Genomic DNA, 21,558 nt, shown 5'->3' with positions numbered 1-21,558 from the left:
GTCATCAGGCTCGGACCTCACTGTGTGAGGCGGTGCCCATGCTCCGCGGGGCGGGAATCGTCCCGTCGGCGACCAGCTCCGCGACGGCGTCACCGTGGTTGCGGACCAGGTAGTCCATCGCGTGCTCAGTAGTGGACTGGTACTCCAGATGTTCGCCGTAGAAGCGAAGCCGGGCCTCGCAGTCCTCCAGAAGCTCGCCCCAGGTGCGTACCCAGAGCCTGTAGGTCGGCTGGTTGAGGGCGCAGCCCGGCGGATTCTGGGGCTGGTGTGCCAGTTCCCGGAGAGTGTCGGTCATGTCGTTGCCGATGAGCCAGAAGTCCCAGGTCGTGCGGGTGTCCCGGAATCTGTCGTCCTTCCGCACCGCCTGCGCGTAGCTGCTGAGCTGCTCGAACTCGGCGGACCCCAGGACGAGCCGAGGGCGCTTGAGTTCGACTACCAGGTGGTGCCGTTCGTCACGTCGGTGCCGGGACGCCCGTGACAGCATGAGGTCGACGATGCCGCGGCGCCCATCGGGGCGCAGCACGGGTGAGCCCGTGGGCTCCTCGCGACCGAGGACGTGGCAGTGCTGTCGCAGGACTTCGTTGAGGCTGCGATCGCTCACATGCAGGCCGTACTCCTCGCCGAAGATCCAGCACTCGTTCTCCAGGATCCGGTGGAGCTCGGTGCGTTCCTTCATGCGATCCCTGGCTTCGGGGTCGAAGACGAGGTGTTCCAGGGCCGCGAGGAAGTCGAGCCGGTTCGTCGCCGCCGTCGACGCCTTGACTAGAGCGGACAGGGGGGTGCGGTCGAGAAGCCGGTTGAGCTGTTCACGTTCCTGCTTGGAGAGGCTGAACAGTTCCTCGGTGATGCGCAGCACGTCCGAGGGCTCGTGCGCGAGCACGGACCGGAGGAAGGCGAAGGTGGTCCTGCGCGTACCGGTGGACTTGGGAAGGTGCCGGAAGATGGTCGTGGCCACCGCGTCGAACGTCTCGCGTTCGGTGCGTTCCCGCGCATCGATGGGCTGTCCCGCGTACGGGTAGATGCCTTCCCGCCGCCACTCCGCGACTTGTTCCCGCCGCCGTTCGTCCGCACGGGCCCGGAAATGAGCTCTCAGTTGGTCGCGGGCCGCCGCGAGGACGCCGGCTGGAGGGCCGTCCGGCATCCACTCGGTGAGGGCGAGATCCTCGGCGTCGACGTCGTCAAAACCGTCCCAGGTGAGATGCGCCGTGAACTCGAAGCCGGGAGCCTGGATCCCCGGCTTGAGGTGAGCCCTGGACATGCCCTGGCCGTCACACAGGAACAGCGCACGGGTGACAGGCCTGCGCCACTCCACGACCTTCAGACGCGCGGGTTCGCCGCTCCAGCCGGAAGGTGACGGCAGAACGTAGTCGCGTGCGTGGAGCTGCTCCGCTGCCGGGTCGAGATCTTGGCCGTCGTACTCGATGCGGACGTCCGGGTACTTCTCCAGGTATGTGGCGAAAGCCGTGGTGAGCGACGACCTGGCGCGCTCGTCGGCGAGCAGGTCCAGCTGCTCGTCACCGCCGAACGCCTCGAAGAGCGTGCCAGTGGGATCGTCGGTGGGCTCTGGATCGCCGATGTCGAACTCGTCCATGGAACGTCGGTCGGCCTCGATCACCAGTTGTCGCCGACCGCCCAACGCGTCGTAGACGCTGGTCCAGCGCACCAGGGTGCCGAGCGCGAAGGCACGTACCCGGCCCCGCCCGTTCTTCCCGTGCAGCGCGCGCTTCTTCACGGGACTCCCCTGCGCGCGCTTCTTCCAGGAGGCTCCGATGGGAGGGAAGTACTCCTCGCAGTGCTCTACCGACATCCCATTGCCGTCGTCCTGGACCCGGACCCTGTCCACACCGCCCAGGTCGTTGCGCTCCAGGGTGACGACCACGCGTTCGGCATCGGCATCCACAGCGTTCCAGACCAGTTCCTCGACAGCGCCCACGGGATCCCGCAACCGAGCCAGCTCAGCGACGTGCTCACGGCTGGTTTCGAGCCGCACTTTGACCATGGCAGGGAACCTCCTGACCTGTGTGTCCCTGATCAAGACGGCAAACTAGTCGGTCTTGAGTGAGTGAAGGACGAAATTGCAGGGAATCGCCTGAGTGGGACAGCCGACGCGGCCCTGTGCAGCAGCCGTGTTTGACCTACGTCACGCCCGGGGTATTCTCTCCGGCTCGATTGGCCAGGCCCCTGCCCCATATGGCAGACTGTCCGAGTTGCTCGGTCGAGTGTTGATGCTGCGCGCCTCCCGCCGGGAGGACCGGAAGCGAGTCCCACAGTACTCGTCGTCCTAACTGCCACACGGCAGCACTGGGGCGGACGTACGGGAATCTTCCGGGAAGTGTCGGTGCGGCACCGGCCAGGCACCCGGTGGCCTTTCGGTCTCGGCTTGCGGTTCCGGAAGGGCCGTGTTCATTCCCTGGAGGGATGTTCGAAGTAGGGCATCTGTGTCAGTGGAAGTACGACACGCCCGACCGCGTGGGTCGGAGAAAACGAAGAGAACACCGGGTTCCAGAGCGTTACGAGAGACAGGACTACTGAGTAGCCATGGCGGGACAGAAGATCCGCATCCGGCTCAAGGCCTACGACCACGAGGTCATCGACAGCTCGGCGAAGAAGATCGTCGAGACGGTGACGCGTACTGGTGCGTCGGTCGCGGGCCCGGTGCCGCTGCCCACTGAGAAGAACGTGTACTGCGTCATCAAGTCGCCGCACAAGTACAAGGACTCGCGCGAGCACTTCGAGATGCGCACGCACAAGCGCCTGATCGACATCCTCGACCCGACCCCCAAGACCGTTGACTCTCTGATGCGACTCGACCTCCCGGCCGGTGTCGACATCGAGATCAAGCTCTGAGGCCGGTGATCTGAAGATGACCAAGCAGATCAAGGGCATCCTGGGCGAGAAGCTCGGCATGACGCAGGTGTGGGACGAGAACAACCGTGTCGTTCCCGTCACCGTCGTCAAGGCCGGCCCGAACGTCGTGACCCAGGTCCGTACGAACGACTCCGACGGCTACGAGTCGGTCCAGATCGCCTTCGGCGAGATCGACCCGCGCAAGGTGAACAAGCCCCTCAAGGGCCACTTCGCCAAGGCCGACGTCACTCCCCGCCGCCACCTCGTCGAGATCCGTACCGCTGACGCCAGCGCGTACACCCTCGGCCAGGAGATCACCGCCGAGGTGTTCGAGGCCGGCATCAAGGTCGACGTGACCGGCAAGAGCAAGGGCAAGGGCTTCGCCGGTGTCATGAAGCGTCACAACTTCAAGGGCCTCGGCGCCGGTCACGGCACCCAGCGCAAGCACCGCTCTCCCGGCTCCATCGGTGGCTGCGCCACCCCGGGCCGTGTGTTCAAGGGCCTCCGCATGGCGGGTCGTATGGGCAACGAGCGGGTCACCACCCAGAACCTGACCGTCCACGCCGTTGACGCGGAGAAGGGTCTGCTGCTCATCAAGGGCGCGGTTCCCGGTCCGAACGGCGGCCTCGTCCTGGTCCGCACCGCGGCCAAGGGGGCCTGAGGTAATGAGCACTGTTGACATCCTTTCGCCGGCGGGCGACAAGGCCGGTACCGTCGAGCTCCCCGCGGAGATCTTCGACGTGGAGAAGGTCAGCATTCCGCTGATCCACCAGGTCGTCGTCGCACAGCTGGCCGCTGCCCGCCAGGGCACCCACAAGACCAAGACCCGCGGTGAAGTCCGCGGCGGTGGCAAGAAGCCGTACCGCCAGAAGGGCACCGGCCGCGCCCGTCAGGGTTCGACCCGCGCCCCGCAGTTCGCCGGCGGTGGCGTCGTCCACGGCCCCGTGCCGCGTGACTACTCGCAGCGGACCCCGAAGAAGATGAAGGCCGCGGCCCTGCGCCACGCCCTCACCGACCGGGCCCGCCACAACCGCATCCACGTCGTCTCCGGCGTGATCGAGGGCGAGACCCCCTCCACGAAGGCCGCCAAGTCGCTGTTCGGCAAGATCTCGGAGCGCAAGAACCTGCTCCTGGTCGTCGACCGCGCCGACGAGGCCGCGTGGCTGTCCGCCCGCAACCTGCCCCAGGTCCACATCCTGGAGCCGGGCCAGCTGAACACGTACGACGTTCTCGTCTCGGACGACGTGGTCTTCACCCAGGCCGCGTTCGAGTCCTTCGTGTCTGGCCCCAAGGCCGCTGACACCGAAGGGAGCGAGGCCTGATGGCTACGCGTCACCCGAGCATCGCCTCGAAGGCCGCCAAGGCGGCCAAGGCCGCGCGCGTCGCCAAGGCGCGCCGCCACGAGGCCGAGGGCAAGAACACCGTCGAGACGCCGCTGAGCAAGTCCTTCACGGACCCCCGTGACGTGCTGCTCAAGCCGGTCGTCTCCGAGAAGAGCTACGCGCTTCTCGACGAGGGCAAGTACACGTTCGTCGTCGACCCGCGTGCCAACAAGACCCAGATCAAGCAGGCCGTCCAGGCGGTCTTCTCGGTCAAGGTCACCGGGGTCAACACGATCAACCGCCAGGGCAAGCGCAAGCGGACCCGCACGGGCTTCGGCAAGCGTGCCGACAGCAAGCGCGCGATCGTGACCCTTGCCGAGGGCGACCGTATCGACATCTTCGGCGGTCCGACCGCCTAAGGGTGGTCCGGATCGTCCGATATCGGACGAGGACTGAGAAATGGGAATCCGCAAGTACAAGCCGACGACGCCGGGCCGCCGTGGCTCCTCCGTCGCCGACTTCGTCGAGGTCACGCGGTCCACGCCGGAGAAGTCGCTGGTCCGCCCGCTGCACAGCAAGGGCGGCCGTAACAATTCCGGTCGTGTGACCGTCCGCCACCAGGGCGGTGGCCACAAGCGCGCCTACCGAGTGATCGACTTCCGTCGTCACGACAAGGACGGCGTGCCGGCGAAGGTCGCGCACATCGAGTACGACCCCAACCGCACCGCGCGCATCGCGCTGCTGCACTACGCCGACGGCGAGAAGCGCTACATCCTCGCCCCGCGCAACCTGCAGCAGGGTGACCGCGTGGAGAACGGTCCCGGGGCCGACATCAAGCCGGGCAACAACCTCGCGCTGCGCAACATCCCGGTCGGTACCACGATCCACGCGATCGAGCTCCGCCCGGGCGGCGGTGCCAAGTTCGCCCGCTCCGCCGGTGCCTCCGTGCAGCTGCTCGCGAAGGAGGGCCAGATGGCCCACCTCCGCATGCCCTCCGGTGAGATCCGCCTGGTCGACGTGCGCTGCCGCGCCACCGTCGGCGAGGTCGGCAACGCCGAGCAGAGCAACATCAACTGGGGTAAGGCCGGCCGCAAGCGCTGGCTGGGCGTTCGCCCGACCGTTCGCGGTGTGGCGATGAACCCGGTTGACCACCCGCACGGTGGTGGTGAGGGCAAGACCTCCGGTGGTCGCCACCCGGTCTCACCGTGGGGTCAGAAGGAAGGTCGTACTCGAGCTCCCAAGAAGGCGAGCAACAAGTACATCGTCCGCCGCCGCAAGACGAACAAGAAGCGCTAGGAGCGGGTTTAGATGCCGCGCAGTCTCAAGAAGGGGCCCTTCGTCGACGACCACCTGATCAAGAAGGTGGACGCCCAGAACGAAGCCGGTTCCAAGAACGTCATCAAGACCTGGTCCCGCCGCTCGATGATCGTCCCGGCCATGCTCGGCCACACGATCGCGGTGCACAACGGCAAGACCCACATCCCGGTGTTTGTCACCGAGTCGATGGTCGGCCACAAGCTCGGCGAGTTCTCGCCGACGCGCACCTTCCGGGGCCACGTCAAGGAAGACCGGAAGTCGAAGCGCCGCTAGCAGCGGGGTGGAATGACCATGACAGACACTGGAAGGACAACCATGGAAGCCAGGGCCCAGGCGCGGTACATCCGCGTCACGCCCATGAAGGCCCGCCGCGTGGTGGACCTTATCCGTGGCATGGACGCCACGGAGGCTCAGGCGGTCCTGCGTTTCGCCCCGCAGGCCGCGAGCGTGCCGGTCGGCAAGGTGCTGGACAGCGCCATTGCCAACGCCGCGCACAACTACGACCACACCGATGTCGACAGCCTCTACATTGCCGAGGCCTACGTCGACGAGGGCCCGACCCTGAAGCGGTTCCGTCCGCGTGCCCAGGGCCGTGCCTACCGGATCCGCAAGCGGACCAGCCACATCACCGTGGTCGTCAGCAGCAAGGAAGGAACCCGGTAATGGGCCAGAAGGTTAACCCGCATGGGTTCCGGCTCGGTGTCACGACCGACTTCAAGTCGCGTTGGTACGCCGACAAGCTGTACAAGGACTACGTCAAGGAAGACGTCGCCATCCGTCGGATGATGACGTCCGGCATGGAGCGCGCCGGCATCTCCAAGGTCGAGATCGAGCGCACCCGTGACCGTGTGCGTGTGGACATCCACACCGCGCGTCCGGGCATCGTCATCGGCCGCCGTGGCGCCGAGGCCGACCGCATCCGCGGTGACCTCGAGAAGCTCACGGGCAAGCAGGTCCAGCTGAACATCCTCGAGGTGAAGAACCCCGAGACCGACGCTCAGCTGGTTGCCCAGGCCGTCGCCGAGCAGCTCTCCTCCCGCGTCTCCTTCCGTCGGGCCATGCGTAAGAGCATGCAGTCCGCCATGAAGGCCGGCGCCAAGGGCATCAAGATCCAGTGCGGTGGCCGCCTCGGCGGCGCCGAGATGTCCCGCTCGGAGTTCTACCGCGAGGGCCGCGTGCCCCTGCACACGCTCCGCGCGAACGTGGACTACGGCTTCTTCGAGGCCAAGACGACCTTCGGCCGCATCGGCGTGAAGGTCTGGATCTACAAGGGCGACGTCAAGAACATCGCCGAGGTCCGCGCCGAGAACGCTGCCGCCCGTGCGGGTAACCGCCCGGCCCGCGGTGGCGGTGCCGACCGCCCGGCCCGTGGTGGCCGTGGTGGCGAGCGGCGCGGTCGCAAGCCGCAGCAGGCTGCCGGCGCCGAGGCCCCCAAGGCCGAGGCTCCCGCGTCCGCTCCGGCTGAGAGCACCGGAACGGAGGCCTGACCGACATGCTGATCCCCCGTAGGGTCAAGCACCGCAAGCAGCACCACCCCAAGCGCAGTGGTATGGCCAAGGGTGGTACTGAGGTCGCGTTCGGCGAGTACGGCATCCAGGCGCTGACCCCGGCGTACGTGACGAACCGTCAGATCGAGGCCGCGCGTATCGCCATGACCCGCCACATCAAGCGTGGCGGCAAGGTCTGGATCAACATCTACCCGGACCGTCCGCTCACCAAGAAGCCCGCCGAGACCCGCATGGGTTCCGGTAAGGGTTCTCCGGAGTGGTGGATCGCGAACGTCAAGCCCGGACGCGTGATGTTCGAGCTGTCGTACCCCAACGAGAAGATCGCCCGTGAGGCGCTGACTCGTGCGGCCCACAAGCTGCCGATGAAGTGCCGGATCGTCAAGCGCGAGGCAGGTGAAGCGTGATGTCGGCCGGTACCAAGGCGTCCGAGCTGCGCGAGCTGGGCAACGAGGAGCTTCTTGCGAAGCTCCGCGAGGCCAAGGAAGAGCTGTTCAACCTCCGCTTCCAGGCGGCGACCGGTCAGCTCGAGAACCACGGTCGGCTGAAGGCCGTCCGCAAGGACATCGCGCGGATCTACACCCTGATGCGTGAGCGCGAGCTGGGCATCGAGACGGTGGAGAGCGCCTGATGAGCGAGAACAACGTGACTGAAGAGACCAAGACGGACCGCGGTTTCCGCAAGACCCGTGAGGGTCTGGTCGTCAGCGACAAGATGGACAAGACCGTCGTCGTCGCCGTCGAGGACCGCGTCAAGCACGCGCTGTACGGCAAGGTCATCCGCCGTACGAACAAGCTCAAGGCGCACGACGAGCAGAACGCCGCGGGCGTCGGCGACCGCGTCCTCCTCATGGAGACCCGGCCGCTGTCCGCGACGAAGCGCTGGCGCGTCGTCGAGATCCTCGAGAAGGCGAAGTAATCAAGCGGGGGTTCGCCCCCGCTGACCCCCGCCGCCCCGGGCCCTTCGGCCCAGGGCGGTGCACGCCCCCGGCGGCGAGGGGTTTCCGCCTGTTGAGGCTTAAGTAATTCCTGCGGGAGTAACTCGCAGGGCGGTTCCGCCAGGCTCTCCGGCCCAACCCCCGGAGGGAACCGGCAGACAAACAGGAGATAGACGTGATCCAGCAGGAGTCGCGACTGCGCGTCGCCGACAACACGGGGGCGAAGGAGATCCTTTGCATCCGTGTGCTCGGTGGCTCCGGTCGCCGCTACGCGGGCATCGGTGACGTCATCGTCGCCACCGTCAAGGACGCGATCCCCGGTGGCAACGTGAAGAAGGGTGACGTCGTCAAGGCGGTCATCGTTCGCACCGTCAAGGAGCGCCGCCGTCCGGACGGCTCGTACATCCGCTTCGACGAGAACGCCGCCGTCATTCTGAAGAACGACGGCGACCCTCGCGGCACCCGTATCTTCGGCCCCGTCGGCCGTGAGCTGCGCGAGAAGAAGTTCATGAAGATCATCTCGCTCGCGCCGGAGGTGCTGTAAGCATGAAGATCAAGAAGGGCGACCTGGTCCAGGTCATCACCGGCAAGGACAAGGGCAAGCAGGGCAAGGTCATTGCCGCTTTCCCGCGCGAGGAGCGCGTCCTGGTCGAGGGTGTCAACCGGGTCAAGAAGCACACCAAGGCCGGTCCCACGGCTCGCGGTTCGCAGGCCGGCGGCATCATCACCACCGAGGCCCCCATCCACGTGAGCAACGTTCAGCTCGTGGTGGAGAAGGACGGCAACAAGGTCGTGACCCGCGTCGGTTACCGCTTCGACGAAGAGGGCAACAAGATCCGCGTTGCCAAGCGGACGGGTGAGGACATCTGATGACGACCACCACCACTCCGCGTCTGAAGACGAAGTACCGCGAGGAGATCGCGGGCAAGCTGCGTGAGCAGTTCTCCTACGAGAACGTCATGCAGGTTCCCGGCCTCGTCAAGATCGTGGTCAACATGGGTGTGGGCGACGCCGCCCGCGACTCCAAGCTGATCGAGGGCGCCATCCGCGACCTCACCACGATCACCGGTCAGAAGCCGGCCGTCACCAAGGCCCGCAAGTCCATCGCGCAGTTCAAGCTGCGTGAGGGTCAGCCGATCGGTGCCCACGTCACGCTCCGTGGCGACCGCATGTGGGAGTTCCTGGACCGCACCCTGTCGCTCGCGCTGCCGCGCATCCGCGACTTCCGCGGCCTGTCCCCCAAGCAGTTCGACGGCCGTGGCAACTACACCTTCGGTCTCACGGAGCAGGTCATGTTCCACGAGATCGACCAGGACAAGATCGACCGCGTCCGGGGTATGGACATCACCGTGGTCACCACGGCGACCAACGACGAAGAGGGCCGTGCCCTTCTGCGTCACCTCGGCTTCCCCTTCAAGGAGGCGTAAGCGAGATGGCGAAGAAGGCTCTCATTGCCAAGGCTGCTCGTAAGCCCAAGTTCGGTGTGCGTGCGTACACCCGCTGCCAGCGCTGCGGTCGTCCGCACTCCGTCTACCGCAAGTTCGGCCTGTGCCGCGTGTGCCTTCGTGAGATGGCTCACCGTGGCGAGCTGCCGGGCGTGACCAAGAGCTCCTGGTAATCCCCCCAATCAGGGATTCCAGAGGCTCTCGGTAAGTAAAGGGCTCGGTCAGGTGCCCACCCTTCCATGGCTTAGGCTTGGGGGGTTGGGCGCCTGACGCCCATACGACTTACTACGCCGTAGGTCCACCGCGCCGCACCCGTCCCGTCTCGGATCGGGGAGAGGGATGGCGCACCAGGAAACCCCGGCGAGAGAGGCCGAAGGCCAATTCATGACCATGACTGATCCGATCGCAGACATGCTTACGCGTCTGCGGAACGCGAACTCGGCGTACCACGACACCGTGGCGATGCCGCACTCGAAGATCAAGTCTCACATCGCGGAGATCCTCCAGCAGGAGGGCTTCATCACGGGCTGGAAGGTCGAGGACGCCGAGGTCGGCAAGAACCTCGTCCTGGAGCTGAAGTTCGGCCCCAACCGTGAGCGCTCCATCGCGGGCATCAAGCGGATCTCCAAGCCCGGTCTCCGGGTGTACGCGAAGTCCACCAACCTGCCGAAGGTGCTCGGCGGCCTGGGCGTGGCGATCATCTCCACGTCGCACGGGCTCCTCACCGACAAGCAGGCCGGCAAGAAGGGCGTGGGTGGGGAAGTCCTCGCCTACGTCTGGTAGCGGAAGGGAACGGAGGAAACAGCTATGTCGCGCATTGGCAAGCTCCCCATCACGGTTCCCGCCGGCGTGGACGTCACCATCGACGGCCGTACGGTCTCGGTCAAGGGCCCCAAGGGCTCGCTGACCCACACCGTCGCCGCGCCGATCGAGATCGTCAAGGCCGAGGACGGCGTCCTGAACGTCACCCGGCCCAACGACGAGCGTCAGAACAAGGCCCTGCACGGCCTGTCCCGCACGCTGGTGGCGAACATGATCACCGGCGTGACCCAGGGTTACGTGAAGAAGCTCGAGATCAGCGGTGTCGGTTACCGCGTGCAGGCCAAGGGTTCGAACCTTGAGTTCGCGCTCGGCTACAGCCACCCGATCACCGTCGAGGCGCCCGAGGGAATCACCTTCAAGGTGGAGACCCCGACCCGCTTCCAGGTCGAGGGCATCGACAAGCAGAAGGTCGGCGAGGTTGCGGCCAACATCCGCAAGCTGCGCAAGCCCGACCCGTACAAGGCCAAGGGCGTCAAGTACGAGGGCGAAGTCATCCGCCGCAAGGTCGGAAAGGCGGGTAAGTAAGCCATGGCATACGGACAGAAGATCCTCAAGGGCGACGCCTACAAGCGCGCCGCGATCAAGCGCCGTCACATCCGGATCCGCAAGCGGATCAACGGTACGGCGGAGCGTCCCCGTCTGGTCGTTACCCGCTCGAACCGCCACATCGTGGCCCAGGTGATCGACGACCTCAAGGGTCACACCCTTGCGTCCGCGTCCACCCTGGACACCTCGATCCGCGGTGCCGAGGGCGACAAGTCGGCGCAGGCCAAGCAGGTCGGCGCCCTGGTCGCCGAGCGCGCCAAGGCCGCCGGCGTCGAGGCTGTCGTATTCGACCGTGGTGGCAACCAGTACGCCGGGCGCATCGCTGCCCTGGCGGACGCCGCCCGCGAAGCCGGCCTGAAGTTCTGAGTCGGTTCCGGAGCTAGCGGAAACAGAGAGAGGTAATTCCAATGGCTGGACCCCAGCGCCGCGGTGGCGGTGCCGGTGGCGGCGAGCGGCGGGACCGGAAGGGCCGTGACGGCGGCGCAGCTGCCGCCGAGAAGACCGCTTACGTTGAGCGCGTTGTCGCGATCAACCGTGTCGCCAAGGTTGTGAAGGGTGGTCGTCGCTTCAGCTTCACCGCGCTGGTCGTGGTGGGCGACGGTGACGGCACCGTGGGTGTCGGATACGGCAAGGCCAAGGAGGTGCCGGCCGCCATCGCCAAGGGCGTTGAGGAGGCCAAGAAGCACTTCTTCAAGGTCCCCCGGATCCAGGGCACCATCCCGCACCCGATCACGGGTGAGAAGGCTGCCGGCGTCGTGCTGCTCAAGCCCGCGTCCCCGGGTACCGGTGTTATCGCCGGTGGTCCGGTGCGCGCCGTGCTCGAGTGCGCCGGTATTCACGACGTGCTGTCGAAGTCGCTCGGCTCGTCCAACGCGATCAACATCGTGCACGCGACCGTGGAGGCCCTGAAGGGTCTGCAGCGTCCCGAGGAGATCGCGGCTCGCCGTGGTCTGCCGCTCGAGGACGTCGCTCCCGCGGCTCTGCTGCGTGCGCGTGCCGGGGCTGGTGCTGCGTAATGGCTCAGCTCAAGATCACGCAGACGAAGTCGTACATCGGCAGCAAGCAGAACCACCGTGACACCCTGCGGTCGCTTGGTCTCAAGGGGATCAACACCGTGGTCGTCAAGGAGGACCGCCCCGAGTTCCGCGGCATGGTGCACACCGTCCGCCACCTCGTGACGGTCGAGGAGGTCGACTGATCATGGCGGAGCAGAACCCGCTCAAGATCCACAACCTCCGTCCCGCCCCGGGCGCCAAGACCGCCAAGACCCGTGTCGGTCGTGGTGAGGCGTCGAAGGGTAAGACGGCCGGTCGTGGTACCAAGGGCACCAAGGCCCGCTACCAGGTTCCGGAGCGCTTCGAGGGTGGCCAGATGCCGCTGCACATGCGCCTCCCGAAGCTGAAGGGCTTCAAGAACCCGTTCAAGACCGAGTACCAGGTCGTGAACCTCGACAAGCTGGCCGCGCTCTACCCCGAGGGTGGCGAGGTCACCGTCGAGTCGCTGGTGGCCAAGGGTGCCGTTCGCAAGAACAGCCTCGTCAAGGTCCTCGGCCAGGGCGAGATCTCCGTGGCGCTGCAGGTGACGGTCGATGCCGTCTCCGGCTCCGCCAAGGAGAAGATCACCGCTGCCGGCGGTACTGTCACCGAGCTCGTCTGAAAACCACAGGCGTGTCGATGACTTGAATGATCCCACCGGGGATGCCCCACAAATGGGGTATCCCCGGTTGGTCGTTCCAAGGGTGGCAGTCTCGCGGGTAAGGTGGCCTGCACTGCCAACTTTCACAGGGGGCTCTTAACGGGGCACTCGAAGCGGCAGTTGACCGTTACGTATTCGTCGAACCTCAAGACCGTCACCCTTGACGCAGTAGCGCGGGGGTCGCAGGAGGCACCGTGCTCACCGCGTTCGCCCGGGCGTTCAAGACGCCCGACCTGCGCAAGAAGCTGCTCTTCACGCTCGGCATCATCGTGGTCTACCGAGTAGGCACGCATGTACCGATCCCGGGCGTCGACTACCGGAACGTTCAGACCTGTGTCGATGCGGCCCAGGCGAACCAGGGCGTGTTCGGCCTGATCAACATGTTGAGCGGCGGCGCGCTGCTCCAGATCACGGTGTTCGCGCTGGGCATCATGCCGTACATCACGGCGAGCATCATCCTGCAGCTGCTGACCGTGGTGATCCCGCGCCTCGAAGCCCTCAAGAAGGAGGGCCAGGCCGGTACGGCGAAGATCACGCAGTACACCCGTTACCTGACGGTGGCCCTGGCCATCCTCCAGGGCACCGGCCTCGTGGCCACCGCCCGCAGCGGCGCGCTGTTCCAGGGCTGCCCGGTCGCCAGTGAGATCGTGCCCGACCAGTCGATCTTCGTCACCATCACGATGGTCATCAGCATGACGGCCGGTACGGCCGTCGTCATGTGGCTCGGTGAGCTCATCACCGACCGCGGCATCGGCAACGGCATGTCGATCCTGATGTTCATCTCGATCGCCGCCACTTTCCCGTCCGCGCTGTGGGCCATCAAGTCGCAGGGCAACCTCGCGGACGGCTGGATCGAGTTCGGCATCGTGATCGCCGTCGGCCTCGTCATGATCGGCCTGGTGGTCTTCGTCGAGCAGGCTCAGCGCCGTATTCCGGTCCAGTACGCGAAGCGCATGATCGGCCGCCGGTCCTACGGCGGCACGTCGACGTACATTCCGCTGAAGGTCAACCAGGCGGGCATCATCCCTGTGATCTTTGCCTCGTCGCTGCTCTACATCCCGGCATTGATCGCGCAGTTCACCGGTGGAAGTTCCGGCTGGAAGACCTGGATCGAACAGAACCTCGCGAGGCCGGACGCTACGCCGCACATCATCCTCTACTTCTTCCTGATCATCTTCTTTGCCTTCTTCTACGTGGCGATCTCGTTCAACCCCGAGGAAGTCGCCGACAACATGAAGAAGTATGGTGGCTTCATCCCGGGCATCCGGGCTGGCCGGCCAACCGCTGAGTATCTGAGCTACGTACTCAATCGGATCACCTGGCCGGGTTCGCTGTATCTGGGTCTGATCGCTCTCGTCCCGACAATGGCGTTGGCTGGTTTCGATGCGAACCAGAACTTCCCGTTCGGCGGGACCAGCATCCTGATCATCGTGGGTGTCGGCCTCGAAACGGTGAAGCAGATCGAGAGCCAGCTTCAGCAGCGCAATTACGAAGGGTTCCTCCGCTGATGCGAATCGTCCTCGTCGGACCGCCGGGTGCGGGCAAGGGCACGCAGGCCGCGTACCTCGCCAACAACCTGTCGATCCCGCACATCTCCACGGGCGACCTGTTCCGCGCGAACATCAGCCAGCAGACGGAGCTCGGCAAACTGGCGAAGTCCTACATGGACGCGGGAAACCTGGTGCCGGACGAGGTCACGATCGCCATGGCCAAGGACCGCATGGAGAAGCCGGACGCTGAGAACGGCTTTCTCCTCGACGGCTTCCCGCGCAATGTCTCGCAGGCCGAGGCGCTGGACGAGATGCTGCAGTCCGAGAGCATGAAGCTGGACGCGGTGCTGGACCTGGAGGTCCCCGAGGAAGAGGTCGTCAAGCGGATCGCCGGCCGCCGCATCTGCCGTAACGACTCGGCGCACGTGTTCCACGTGTCGTACAAGCCAGCGGCGAAGGAAGGCGTCTGTGACGTCTGCGGCGGGGAGCTGTACCAGCGGGACGACGACTCCGAAGAGACCGTGCGCAAGCGGCTGGAGGTCTACCACACGCAGACCGAGCCGATCATCGACTACTACAAGGCGCAGGGGCTGGTCGTGACCATCTCCGCGCTGGGCAAGGTGGAAGAGGTCACGCGGCGGGCCATGGAGGCTCTGCCCCAGCTGGAGGATTGAGCAGGCCTCCGCAGCACCCCCGCACGGCCCAGATCGCAGCGGCCACATCGCACGCTCTCTGAGAGCCTGTGAAGAAGCCCCCTCGTCCACCCGGACGACGGGGGCTTCTTCACAGGCTCTTCCCGTGTGTTGTCGCGTTCAACGTGACGCCTCCGCCGCTTCGGCGCACGTCTGTGCGTACGCGTATCCTGGAGTGCCGCGATACCAGGGCCAGGAGGCGCAACCTTTCATGGTGGAGATCAAGACCCCCGAGCAGATCGCCAAGATGCGTGAGGCGGGGCTGGTCGTCGCCGCCATTCACGCGGCGACGCGTGAGGCCGCGGTGCCCGGGGCCACGACCAAGGATCTGGACCAGGTGGCGCGCAAGGTGCTCGCGGAGCACGACGCCAAGCCGAACTTCCTGGGCTACGGCGGCTTCCCCGCGACCATCTGCACCTCGGTGAACGAGGTCGTCGTGCACGGAATCCCGTCCGACGAGGTCGTCCTCAGGGACGGGGACATCATCTCCATCGACTGCGGCGCGATCATCGACGGCTGGCACGGCGACGCGGCCTACACGGCCTTCGTCGGCTCCGGTCACGCCCCGGAGCTGGTCGAGCTCTCCCGGGTCACCGAGGAGTCGATGTGGGCCGGTATCGCGGCCATGAAGCAGGGCAACCGGCTGGTCGATGTCTCCCGGGCCATCGAGACGTACATCCGCCGCCAGCCGAAGCCCGGCGGCGGTCGCTACGGCATCATCGAGGACTACGGCGGCCACGGCATCGGCACCGAGATGCACATGGACCCGCACCTGCTGAACTACGTAGACCGCCGCCGCGGCAAGGGTCCCAAGCTGGTCCCCGGCTTCTGCCTCGCCATCGAGCCGATGGTCTCCCTGGGTACCCCGAAGACCGAGGTCCTCTCGGATGACTGGACGGTCATCACGACGGACGGCACGTGGTCCTCGCACTGGGAGCACTCGGTCGCGCTGACGGAGGAGGGACCGCTGGTGCTGACGGCGCCGGACGGGGGCAGGGCGAAGCTGGCGGAGCACGGGGTTGTGGCCGCGCCGGATCCTCTCGCTTAATGATCTCCAGCGTGGGGCAGACTCTCTCGATTCGTCTTTCCGAGAGGCCTGACGTAGACTGACTCGTCGGCTCTCGTGCACCCGCATGTCCGCATGTCCCCGCAGGGGATGTGCAAGTGGGACACACGAGTCGATCAAGGTAGTCGATTCGAAGGGCGAAGCGTGGCCAAGAAGCAAGGTGCCATCGAGATCGAAGGCACTGTCGTCGAGTCTCTCCCGAACGCCATGTTCAAGGTGGAGCTCCAGAACGGCCACCAGGTCCTGGCACACATCAGCGGCAAGATGCGTATGCACTACATCCGCATCCTCCCTGACGACCGGGTCGTGGTGGAGCTGTCTCCGTACGACCTGACGCGTGGCCGGATCGTCTACCGGTACAAGTAGATCTTGCCCACGTCCCGCGCGAGCGGGGCCGCCGGCAACTGACCCGGAGAACCTCACCCCATGAAGGTCAAGCCGAGCGTCAAGAAGATCTGCGACAAGTGCAGGGTGATCCGCCGTCACGGCCGGGTCATGGTCATCTGCGAGAACCCGCGCCACAAGCAGCGCCAGGGCTGACGCACGACCCACCCTCTGCTATTCGCAGAACTTCGCGCGACGCGAGCTGAATATGTTCATACGCAGGACCCGGGCGCGCTCAGGCGCCTGATACCCCCGGTTCGGAGGCCGGGGACCCATTCGTACCTCGTACGGCGGCTGGGAGTCGGTTCTGTGGAAGACCTCCGAAGATCAACTGGAGCCATTGAATGGCACGCGTTTCCGGTGTTGACATCCCGCGCGAAAAGCGCGTGGAAGTCGCGCTCACCTACGTGTTCGGCATCGGCCGGACCCTCTCGCAGCAGACGCTGGCTGAGACCGGCGTGGACCCGAACACCCGTGTTCGCGACCTCTCCGAGGAGCAGCTCGTCGCGATCCGCGAGTACGTCGACAACAACATCAAGACCGAGGGTGACCTCCGTCGCGAGATCCAGGCCGACATCCGCCGCAAGGTCGAGATCGGCTGCTACCAGGGTCTGCGTCACCGCCGCGGTCTGCCCGTCCGCGGTCAGCGCACCAGCACCAACGCCCGCACCCGCAAGGGCCCGCGTCGCGCCATCGCCGGTAAGAAGAAGCCGGGCAAGAAGTAGTCCTCAGCGGACTTCGCCGTCCAGCGGTCTTCGCTGTAGGACCGACCACCTCCCGTAGGAGTTATAGATGCCCCCCAAGGGTCGTCAGGGCGCTGCCAAGAAGGTGCGCCGCAAGGAAAAGAAGAACGTCGCTCACGGGCACGCGCACATCAAGAGCACGTTCAACAACACCATCGTCTCGATCACCGACCCCTCGGGCAACGTGATCTCCTGGGCCTCCGCCGGCCACGTCGGCTTCAAGGGCTCGCGCAAGTCCACCCCCTTCGCCGCGCAGATGGCCGCCGAGTCGGCCGCCCGCCGCGCGCAGGAGCACGGCATGCGCAAGGTCGACGTCTTCGTGAAGGGCCCGGGTTCGGGTCGTGAGACGGCCATCCGTTCGCTTCAGGCGACCGGTCTCGAGGTCGGCTCCATCCAGGACGTCACCCCGACCCCGCACAACGGCTGCCGTCCGCCCAAGCGCCGCCGCGTCTGAGGCTCGGTTGTCTTGAGGGTTCGGGCGGTACGGCTCTTCGGAGCGGTGCCGCCCGTACCCTTGCAGTACCCGCACTTTTCACGGGTGCGGTTTCCGTCGGACGTCAAATAGCGGGCGTCCACGAAAGAAGGATCTGATCCACACATGCTGATCGCTCAGCGTCCCTCGTTGACCGAAGAGGTCGTCGACGAATTCCGCTCCCGGTTCGTGATCGAGCCGCTGGAGCCGGGCTTCGGCTACACCCTCGGCAACTCCCTGCGTCGGACCCTCCTGTCGTCGATCCCCGGTGCGGCTGTCACCAGCATCCGGATCGACGGTGTCCTGCACGAGTTCACCACCGTGCCGGGCGTCAAGGAGGACGTCACCGACCTGATCCTCAACATCAAGCAGCTGGTCGTCTCCTCGGAGCACGACGAGCCGGTCGTGATGTACCTGCGCAAGCAGGGCCCGGGTCTCGTCACCGCCGCCGACATCGCGCCCCCGGCCGGTGTCGAGGTGCACAACCCCGACCTCGTCCTCGCCACGCTCAACGGCAAGGGCAAGCTGGAGATGGAGCTGACGGTCGAGCGTGGCCGTGGGTACGTCTCCGCCGTGCAGAACAAGCAGGTCGGTCAGGAGATCGGTCGTATCCCGGTCGACTCGATCTACTCGCCGGTTCTGAAGGTCACGTACAAGGTCGAGGCGACCCGTGTCGAGCAGCGCACCGACTTCGACAAGCTGATCGTCGACGTCGAGACCAAGCAGGCGATGCGTCCGCGCGACGCGATGGCGTCTGCCGGTAAGACCCTGGTCGAGCTGTTCGGGCTGGCCCGTGAGCTCAACATCGACGCCGAGGGCATCGACATGGGTCCGTCCCCGACGGACGCCGCCCTGGCCGCCGATCTGGCGCTGCCGATCGAGGAGCTGGAGCTCACCGTTCGGTCGTACAACTGCCTCAAGCGTGAGGGCATCCACTCCGTGGGTGAGCTCGTGGCTCGTTCCGAGGCGGACCTGCTGGACATCCGTAACTTCGGTGCGAAGTCCATCGACGAGGTCAAGGCGAAGCTGGCGGGTATGGGCCTGGCGCTCAAGGACAGCCCGCCTGGATTCGACCCCACGGCTGCGGCGGACGCGTTCGGCGCGGACGACGACGCGGATGCGGGTTTCGTGGAGACCGAGCAGTACTGATCGGTACCACTTCCGGGGGTCTCGCAGAGGCCCCCGGATCTCCGACAGGCGACCGCCTGCTCGGATACTGACCCCGGTACCTGATACGGCCGGGGCAGACACCTAGGAGAAACATCATGCCGAAGCCCGCCAAGGGTGCCCGTCTGGGCGGCGGCGCCGCGCACGAGAAGCTGCTGCTCGCGAACCTCGCGAAGGCGCTGTTCGAGCACGGCCGTATCACCACCACCGAGGCGAAGGCCCGCCGCCTGCGGCCGTACGCCGAGCGTCTGGTCACCAAGGCGAAGAAGGGCGACCTTCACAACCGCCGTCAGGTGCTCCAGGTGATCACGGACAAGAGCGTCGTCCACACGCTCTTCACCGAGATCGGCCCGCGCTACGAGAACCGCCCGGGTGGCTACACCCGCATCACCAAGATCGGTAACCGCCGTGGCGACAACGCGCCCATGGCCGTCATCGAGCTGGTCGAGGCGCTGACGGTCGCGCAGCAGGCGACCGGTGAGGCCGAGGCCGCCACCAAGCGTGCGGTCAAGGAAGCCGACGAGGCGAAGGCCGACGAGGCGAAGGCCGAGGAGACCAAGGTCGACGTGACCAAGGCCGACGAGGCTGAGGCCGAGGCTCCGGCCGAGGAGTCGAAGGACGCCTGAGGCTGACGCCCTGCGTTGAGCGGGTCCGCCCCTGCGGGGCGGGCCCGCTTCTGCGTTGCTGAGAGGATCTAGGGGTGAGTGACGAAGTACAGCCCGGGTTCGTGCGGGTGCGGTTGGACCTCTCGTACGACGGGACCGAGTTCTCCGGGTGGGCCAAGCAGGCCGGGGGGCGGCGGACCGTACAGGGGGAGATCGAGGACGCTCTGCGTACGGTCACGCGGTCCAGGGAGACCTACGAGCTGACCGTGGCCGGGCGTACCGACGCCGGTGTGCACGCCCGGGGGCAGGTCGCCCATGTGGATCTGCCGCGCGAGGTCTGGGCCGAGCACCACGGGAAGCTGCTCAAGCGGCTCGCCGGGCGCCTGCCCAGGGACGTACGGGTGTGGGCCCTCAGGGAGGCGCCCAGTGGCTTCAACGCCCGTTTCTCGGCCGTCTGGCGGCGTTATGCCTACCGCGTCACCGACAACCCCGGGGGAGTGGACCCGCTGCTGCGGAATCACGTCCTCTGGCACGACTGGCCCCTGGACGTCGACGCCATGAACGAGGCGGCTCAAAGGCTCCTGGGCGAGCACGACTTCGCCGCCTACTGCAAGCGGCGGGAGGGCGCGACCACCATTCGTACGCTCCAGGAGCTGAGTCTCCGTAAGGGCGCCGACGGGATCATCACCGCCACCGTCCAGGCCGACGCCTTCTGCCACAACATGGTGCGCTCGCTCATCGGGGCGCTGCTGTTCGTGGGGGACGGGCATCGCGGGCCGGACTGGCCGGGCAAGGTGCTCGCGGCCGGCGTACGGGATTCGGCCGTGCATGTCGTACGGCCGCACGGGCTGACGCTGGAGGAGGTCGGGTACCCGGCGGACGAGTTGCTGGCCGCGCGGAACAAGGAGGCGCGGAACAAGCGGTCGCTGCCCGGGGCCGGTCGAGCAGCCGGGTGCTGCTGAACCGGCCCCCGGCCGCGTGCTACTCGTTCGCCGCTGCCGAGGCCTGTGCCTCGCCCCGGCGGCGGATCTGGCGGAAGGCGAACTCGGCCAGGTCGTCGCCGGTGGTGAAGACGGCGGTGTCCTTCGTCGTCACGTCCTTGCCGTTGGTGAGGCCGGCGATGGTGAAGTAGGCGTAGCGGCCGTAGGAGTTGGTCGTCGTGCGGCAGACCGCGGAGTTGCAGAAGGCCTTGACGCCGTCCCCGGACAGCGCCGCGACGATGCTCTTGTCGTCGGCGCTCGTCTTGGCCTTGGTGGCCTGCGCCGCGGTGTCGAAGACCGCCACGCCCACCGTGACCGCGATGCCGTCCTTGGTGTAGGTGACGCGCATCAGACGGGTGCAGTCGTTGTCGGTGAGGACCTTCGGGAGAGTGCCCTTCGCGCCCGCCGCGCAGCTCTTCGTGTCGGCCGTCGGGCCCTTCTTGTACACCGTCGAGCCCATGGTCAGCTGCGTGCCCGGGAAGAGGATGCCCGGGGCGAGCGGGGCCTTGTCCTTGCTCTTGCTGGAGACGAAGTCCTTCGGGTCCAGCGGGGGCGGGGCGCTGGTCGGCGCGAAGGACGGCGCCCCGGTCGCGGTGGGGCTCGGGATGTCCCCGCCTGCGGGCACGGAGGACGGTTTGTTCGACGCCTCGTCGCTGCTGTTCGCCGACACCACGGCCATCGCCACGGCCGTACCGATCGCGACCGTGGCGAGTGCGCCGCCGCCGATGAACAGCAGCCGGCGGCGCTTGTTGCGCGTCTCGGACGCCTCGGCGAGCGCGGCCCAGTCCGGGGTGTCCCCGGCCCCGCTGGACCACGGCTGCTGGGAATGCGGTTTCCAGGGATCCCACTGGGACTGGGGTCCCCCCTGCTGCCCAAAGCTCATGGGGCGCATCTTAGACGGGGCAAGGGGTGTGCCGGTCCGCCTCAAGAAGCTCTGGAACCCCTAGCGTTCGGTCGATGAGTGAGCGCAAAAGCGACATCTCCGGGTGGTTGGTACGAAGGGCGAGCCGGCATCTGTGGGTGGTGCTGGGGGGCGTTCTGGGGGCGACGGCGGCACGCGCAGCACGGCTGACCTCGGACGGAGGGATGGACAACGGGGTCGTCATGTGGGCCGCGCGCACCTGGCCGGCCGGTGGCTCGCCGTATGACGATCCGCACTTCCTCCATCTCGCCGCTCTGTGTCTGGCCGGCCTGGCGGCCGACTTCGCGGCCTTCGCGCATCTGGCTCTGCTCGCCGACTGGACGGCCACGGCGGCCCTGGCGCCGCTGCTCGCCCTGCTGCCGGCGAGCCGGGGCCGGTGGGTGGCGGCGGGCGCGGTCGTCGGCGCGGCGGTCGCGCTGAAGCCCCTGCTCGCGCCCCTCGCGCTGCTGTTCCTGTTCGCGCGTCGGTGGCGGGCGCCGGCGGCGCTGGTCCTGGTGCCGGTGGCCGCGTCCGCCGCTTCCGGGCTCCTGATGCCCGACCCGGCCGGGTTCTTCACCCGCACCCTGCCGTTCCCGCTGTACGGCGACGAGGGCTTCGTACG

Annotated in this window: 34 protein-coding genes; 32 read left to right on the top strand and 2 right to left on the bottom strand. The window is 66.7% G+C overall.

All coding sequences use genetic code 11. From position 1 onward, the window contains the following. Positions 1-4: 4 nt before the first annotated feature. Complete coding sequence (locus CLM62_RS01760; RefSeq protein WP_095748097.1) at positions 5-1,999, bottom strand: ATP-binding protein; 1,995 nt, start codon at positions 1,997-1,999, stop codon at positions 5-7. 539 nt (positions 2,000-2,538) lie between these two features. On the opposite strand from CLM62_RS01760, the gene rpsJ reads away from it, so the two are divergent. From rpsJ to truA, 31 genes are all read left to right on the top strand, one after another. Continuing rightward, positions 2,539-2,847, top strand: a complete 309-nt coding sequence (rpsJ, locus tag CLM62_RS01755; protein ID WP_003948644.1) for a 30S ribosomal protein S10 — start codon at positions 2,539-2,541, stop codon at positions 2,845-2,847. 16 nt (positions 2,848-2,863) lie between these two features. After that, on the top strand, positions 2,864-3,508 hold the full coding sequence (rplC, locus tag CLM62_RS01750; RefSeq protein ID WP_095748096.1) for a 50S ribosomal protein L3: 645 nt from the start codon (positions 2,864-2,866) through the stop codon (positions 3,506-3,508). Between the two features lie 4 nt (positions 3,509-3,512). Beyond that, a complete protein-coding gene (rplD, locus tag CLM62_RS01745; protein WP_095748095.1) occupies positions 3,513-4,169 on the top strand; it encodes a 50S ribosomal protein L4 in 657 nt (218 codons plus the stop codon). Further along, entirely contained in the window at positions 4,169-4,588 is a 420-nt protein-coding gene (gene rplW / locus CLM62_RS01740) for a 50S ribosomal protein L23 (protein ID WP_095748094.1), read from the top strand. Before rplD ends, rplW begins: the two co-directional genes overlap by 1 nt. 40 nt (positions 4,589-4,628) lie before the next feature. Then, positions 4,629-5,465: a 50S ribosomal protein L2 gene (gene rplB / locus CLM62_RS01735; RefSeq protein WP_037887002.1), complete on the top strand. Its 837-nt coding sequence runs from the start codon at positions 4,629-4,631 to the stop codon at positions 5,463-5,465. Positions 5,466-5,477: 12 nt separating this feature from the next. Beyond that, positions 5,478-5,759 carry a 30S ribosomal protein S19 gene (gene rpsS, locus CLM62_RS01730; protein WP_095748093.1) on the top strand — a complete coding sequence of 94 codons (282 nt, stop codon included), beginning with the start codon at positions 5,478-5,480 and terminating at the stop codon, positions 5,757-5,759. Positions 5,760-5,801: 42 nt separating this feature from the next. Then, entirely contained in the window at positions 5,802-6,149 is a 348-nt protein-coding gene (gene rplV, locus CLM62_RS01725; protein ID WP_030936396.1) for a 50S ribosomal protein L22, read from the top strand. Next, complete coding sequence (gene rpsC / locus CLM62_RS01720; protein ID WP_094215512.1) at positions 6,149-6,973, top strand: 30S ribosomal protein S3; 825 nt, start codon at positions 6,149-6,151, stop codon at positions 6,971-6,973. The genes rplV and rpsC overlap by 1 nt, the downstream gene beginning before the upstream one ends. Positions 6,974-6,978: 5 nt before the next feature. Continuing rightward, a complete protein-coding gene (gene rplP / locus CLM62_RS01715; protein ID WP_095748092.1) occupies positions 6,979-7,398 on the top strand; it encodes a 50S ribosomal protein L16 in 420 nt (139 codons plus the stop codon). Next, positions 7,398-7,622, top strand: coding sequence for a 50S ribosomal protein L29 (rpmC, locus tag CLM62_RS01710; protein WP_003974259.1), 225 nt, complete (start codon positions 7,398-7,400; stop codon positions 7,620-7,622). Before rplP ends, rpmC begins: the two co-directional genes overlap by 1 nt. After that, positions 7,622-7,909 (top strand): 30S ribosomal protein S17, encoded by a 288-nt coding sequence (gene rpsQ, locus CLM62_RS01705; RefSeq protein WP_095748091.1) that lies wholly within the window; start codon positions 7,622-7,624, stop codon positions 7,907-7,909. The genes rpmC and rpsQ overlap by 1 nt, the downstream gene beginning before the upstream one ends. A gap of 194 nt (positions 7,910-8,103) precedes the next feature. Further along, positions 8,104-8,472, top strand: coding sequence for a 50S ribosomal protein L14 (gene rplN / locus CLM62_RS01700; protein WP_003998823.1), 369 nt, complete (start codon positions 8,104-8,106; stop codon positions 8,470-8,472). 2 nt (positions 8,473-8,474) lie between these two features. Then, the gene (gene rplX / locus CLM62_RS01695) at positions 8,475-8,798 is read left to right on the top strand and encodes a 50S ribosomal protein L24 (RefSeq protein WP_095748090.1); all 324 of its coding nucleotides are present in this window, start codon (positions 8,475-8,477) and stop codon (positions 8,796-8,798) included. Beyond that, positions 8,798-9,355, top strand: a complete 558-nt coding sequence (rplE, locus tag CLM62_RS01690; RefSeq protein ID WP_006130773.1) for a 50S ribosomal protein L5 — start codon at positions 8,798-8,800, stop codon at positions 9,353-9,355. Before rplX ends, rplE begins: the two co-directional genes overlap by 1 nt. A gap of 5 nt (positions 9,356-9,360) precedes the next feature. Next, positions 9,361-9,546 carry a type Z 30S ribosomal protein S14 gene (locus CLM62_RS01685; RefSeq protein ID WP_003956452.1) on the top strand — a complete coding sequence of 62 codons (186 nt, stop codon included), beginning with the start codon at positions 9,361-9,363 and terminating at the stop codon, positions 9,544-9,546. A 211-nt stretch (positions 9,547-9,757) separates the two neighbouring features. Beyond that, complete coding sequence (gene rpsH, locus CLM62_RS01675; RefSeq protein ID WP_015658459.1) at positions 9,758-10,156, top strand: 30S ribosomal protein S8; 399 nt, start codon at positions 9,758-9,760, stop codon at positions 10,154-10,156. Positions 10,157-10,180: 24 nt separating this feature from the next. Then, positions 10,181-10,720 (top strand): 50S ribosomal protein L6, encoded by a 540-nt coding sequence (gene rplF / locus CLM62_RS01670; protein WP_095748089.1) that lies wholly within the window; start codon positions 10,181-10,183, stop codon positions 10,718-10,720. 3 nt (positions 10,721-10,723) lie between these two features. Continuing rightward, a complete protein-coding gene (gene rplR, locus CLM62_RS01665; protein WP_095748088.1) occupies positions 10,724-11,107 on the top strand; it encodes a 50S ribosomal protein L18 in 384 nt (127 codons plus the stop codon). A 41-nt stretch (positions 11,108-11,148) separates the two neighbouring features. Beyond that, positions 11,149-11,757, top strand: coding sequence for a 30S ribosomal protein S5 (gene rpsE / locus CLM62_RS01660; protein WP_030671799.1), 609 nt, complete (start codon positions 11,149-11,151; stop codon positions 11,755-11,757). After that, a complete protein-coding gene (gene rpmD / locus CLM62_RS01655) occupies positions 11,757-11,939 on the top strand; it encodes a 50S ribosomal protein L30 (protein ID WP_095748087.1) in 183 nt (60 codons plus the stop codon). The genes rpsE and rpmD overlap by 1 nt, the downstream gene beginning before the upstream one ends. Before the next feature lie 2 nt (positions 11,940-11,941). Next, positions 11,942-12,397, top strand: a complete 456-nt coding sequence (gene rplO, locus CLM62_RS01650) for a 50S ribosomal protein L15 (protein WP_095748086.1) — start codon at positions 11,942-11,944, stop codon at positions 12,395-12,397. 233 nt (positions 12,398-12,630) lie between these two features. Beyond that, positions 12,631-13,944: a preprotein translocase subunit SecY gene (gene secY / locus CLM62_RS01645; RefSeq protein WP_095748085.1), complete on the top strand. Its 1,314-nt coding sequence runs from the start codon at positions 12,631-12,633 to the stop codon at positions 13,942-13,944. Then, a complete protein-coding gene (locus CLM62_RS01640; protein WP_095748084.1) occupies positions 13,944-14,600 on the top strand; it encodes an adenylate kinase in 657 nt (218 codons plus the stop codon). The genes secY and CLM62_RS01640 overlap by 1 nt, the downstream gene beginning before the upstream one ends. A gap of 229 nt (positions 14,601-14,829) precedes the next feature. Further along, entirely contained in the window at positions 14,830-15,666 is an 837-nt protein-coding gene (map, locus tag CLM62_RS01635) for a type I methionyl aminopeptidase (protein WP_095748083.1), read from the top strand. A 162-nt stretch (positions 15,667-15,828) separates the two neighbouring features. Beyond that, positions 15,829-16,050 (top strand): translation initiation factor IF-1, encoded by a 222-nt coding sequence (infA, locus tag CLM62_RS01630; protein WP_003948620.1) that lies wholly within the window; start codon positions 15,829-15,831, stop codon positions 16,048-16,050. 60 nt (positions 16,051-16,110) lie between these two features. After that, on the top strand, positions 16,111-16,224 hold the full coding sequence (gene rpmJ / locus CLM62_RS01625) for a 50S ribosomal protein L36 (RefSeq protein WP_003998809.1): 114 nt from the start codon (positions 16,111-16,113) through the stop codon (positions 16,222-16,224). Positions 16,225-16,412: 188 nt separating this feature from the next. Then, a complete protein-coding gene (gene rpsM, locus CLM62_RS01620) occupies positions 16,413-16,793 on the top strand; it encodes a 30S ribosomal protein S13 (RefSeq protein ID WP_016434638.1) in 381 nt (126 codons plus the stop codon). A 67-nt stretch (positions 16,794-16,860) separates the two neighbouring features. Continuing rightward, positions 16,861-17,265 (top strand): 30S ribosomal protein S11, encoded by a 405-nt coding sequence (gene rpsK / locus CLM62_RS01615; RefSeq protein WP_003956432.1) that lies wholly within the window; start codon positions 16,861-16,863, stop codon positions 17,263-17,265. Positions 17,266-17,409: 144 nt separating this feature from the next. Continuing rightward, complete coding sequence (locus CLM62_RS01610) at positions 17,410-18,432, top strand: DNA-directed RNA polymerase subunit alpha (protein ID WP_003966937.1); 1,023 nt, start codon at positions 17,410-17,412, stop codon at positions 18,430-18,432. Between the two features lie 116 nt (positions 18,433-18,548). Then, a complete protein-coding gene (rplQ, locus tag CLM62_RS01605) occupies positions 18,549-19,076 on the top strand; it encodes a 50S ribosomal protein L17 (protein WP_095748082.1) in 528 nt (175 codons plus the stop codon). Positions 19,077-19,150: 74 nt separating this feature from the next. Further along, complete coding sequence (gene truA / locus CLM62_RS01600) at positions 19,151-20,017, top strand: tRNA pseudouridine(38-40) synthase TruA (protein ID WP_095748081.1); 867 nt, start codon at positions 19,151-19,153, stop codon at positions 20,015-20,017. A 19-nt stretch (positions 20,018-20,036) separates the two neighbouring features. Here truA and CLM62_RS01595 read toward each other — a convergent pair whose 3' ends face one another. Further along, positions 20,037-20,918, bottom strand: coding sequence for a hypothetical protein (locus CLM62_RS01595; RefSeq protein WP_095748080.1), 882 nt, complete (start codon positions 20,916-20,918; stop codon positions 20,037-20,039). A 74-nt stretch (positions 20,919-20,992) separates the two neighbouring features. Here CLM62_RS01595 and CLM62_RS01590 point away from each other — a divergent pair. Next, positions 20,993-21,558 (top strand): glycosyltransferase 87 family protein (locus CLM62_RS01590; RefSeq protein ID WP_373559096.1); only part of this gene is annotated, 566 nt, incomplete at its 3' end.

The sequence above is a fragment of the Streptomyces sp. SA15 genome (genome assembly GCF_002291145.1).
Classification (GTDB): domain Bacteria; phylum Actinomycetota; class Actinomycetes; order Streptomycetales; family Streptomycetaceae; genus Streptomyces.
Note: the sequence above shows the minus strand (reverse complement) of the source record. Positions and strands in the feature narration are given on the sequence as shown.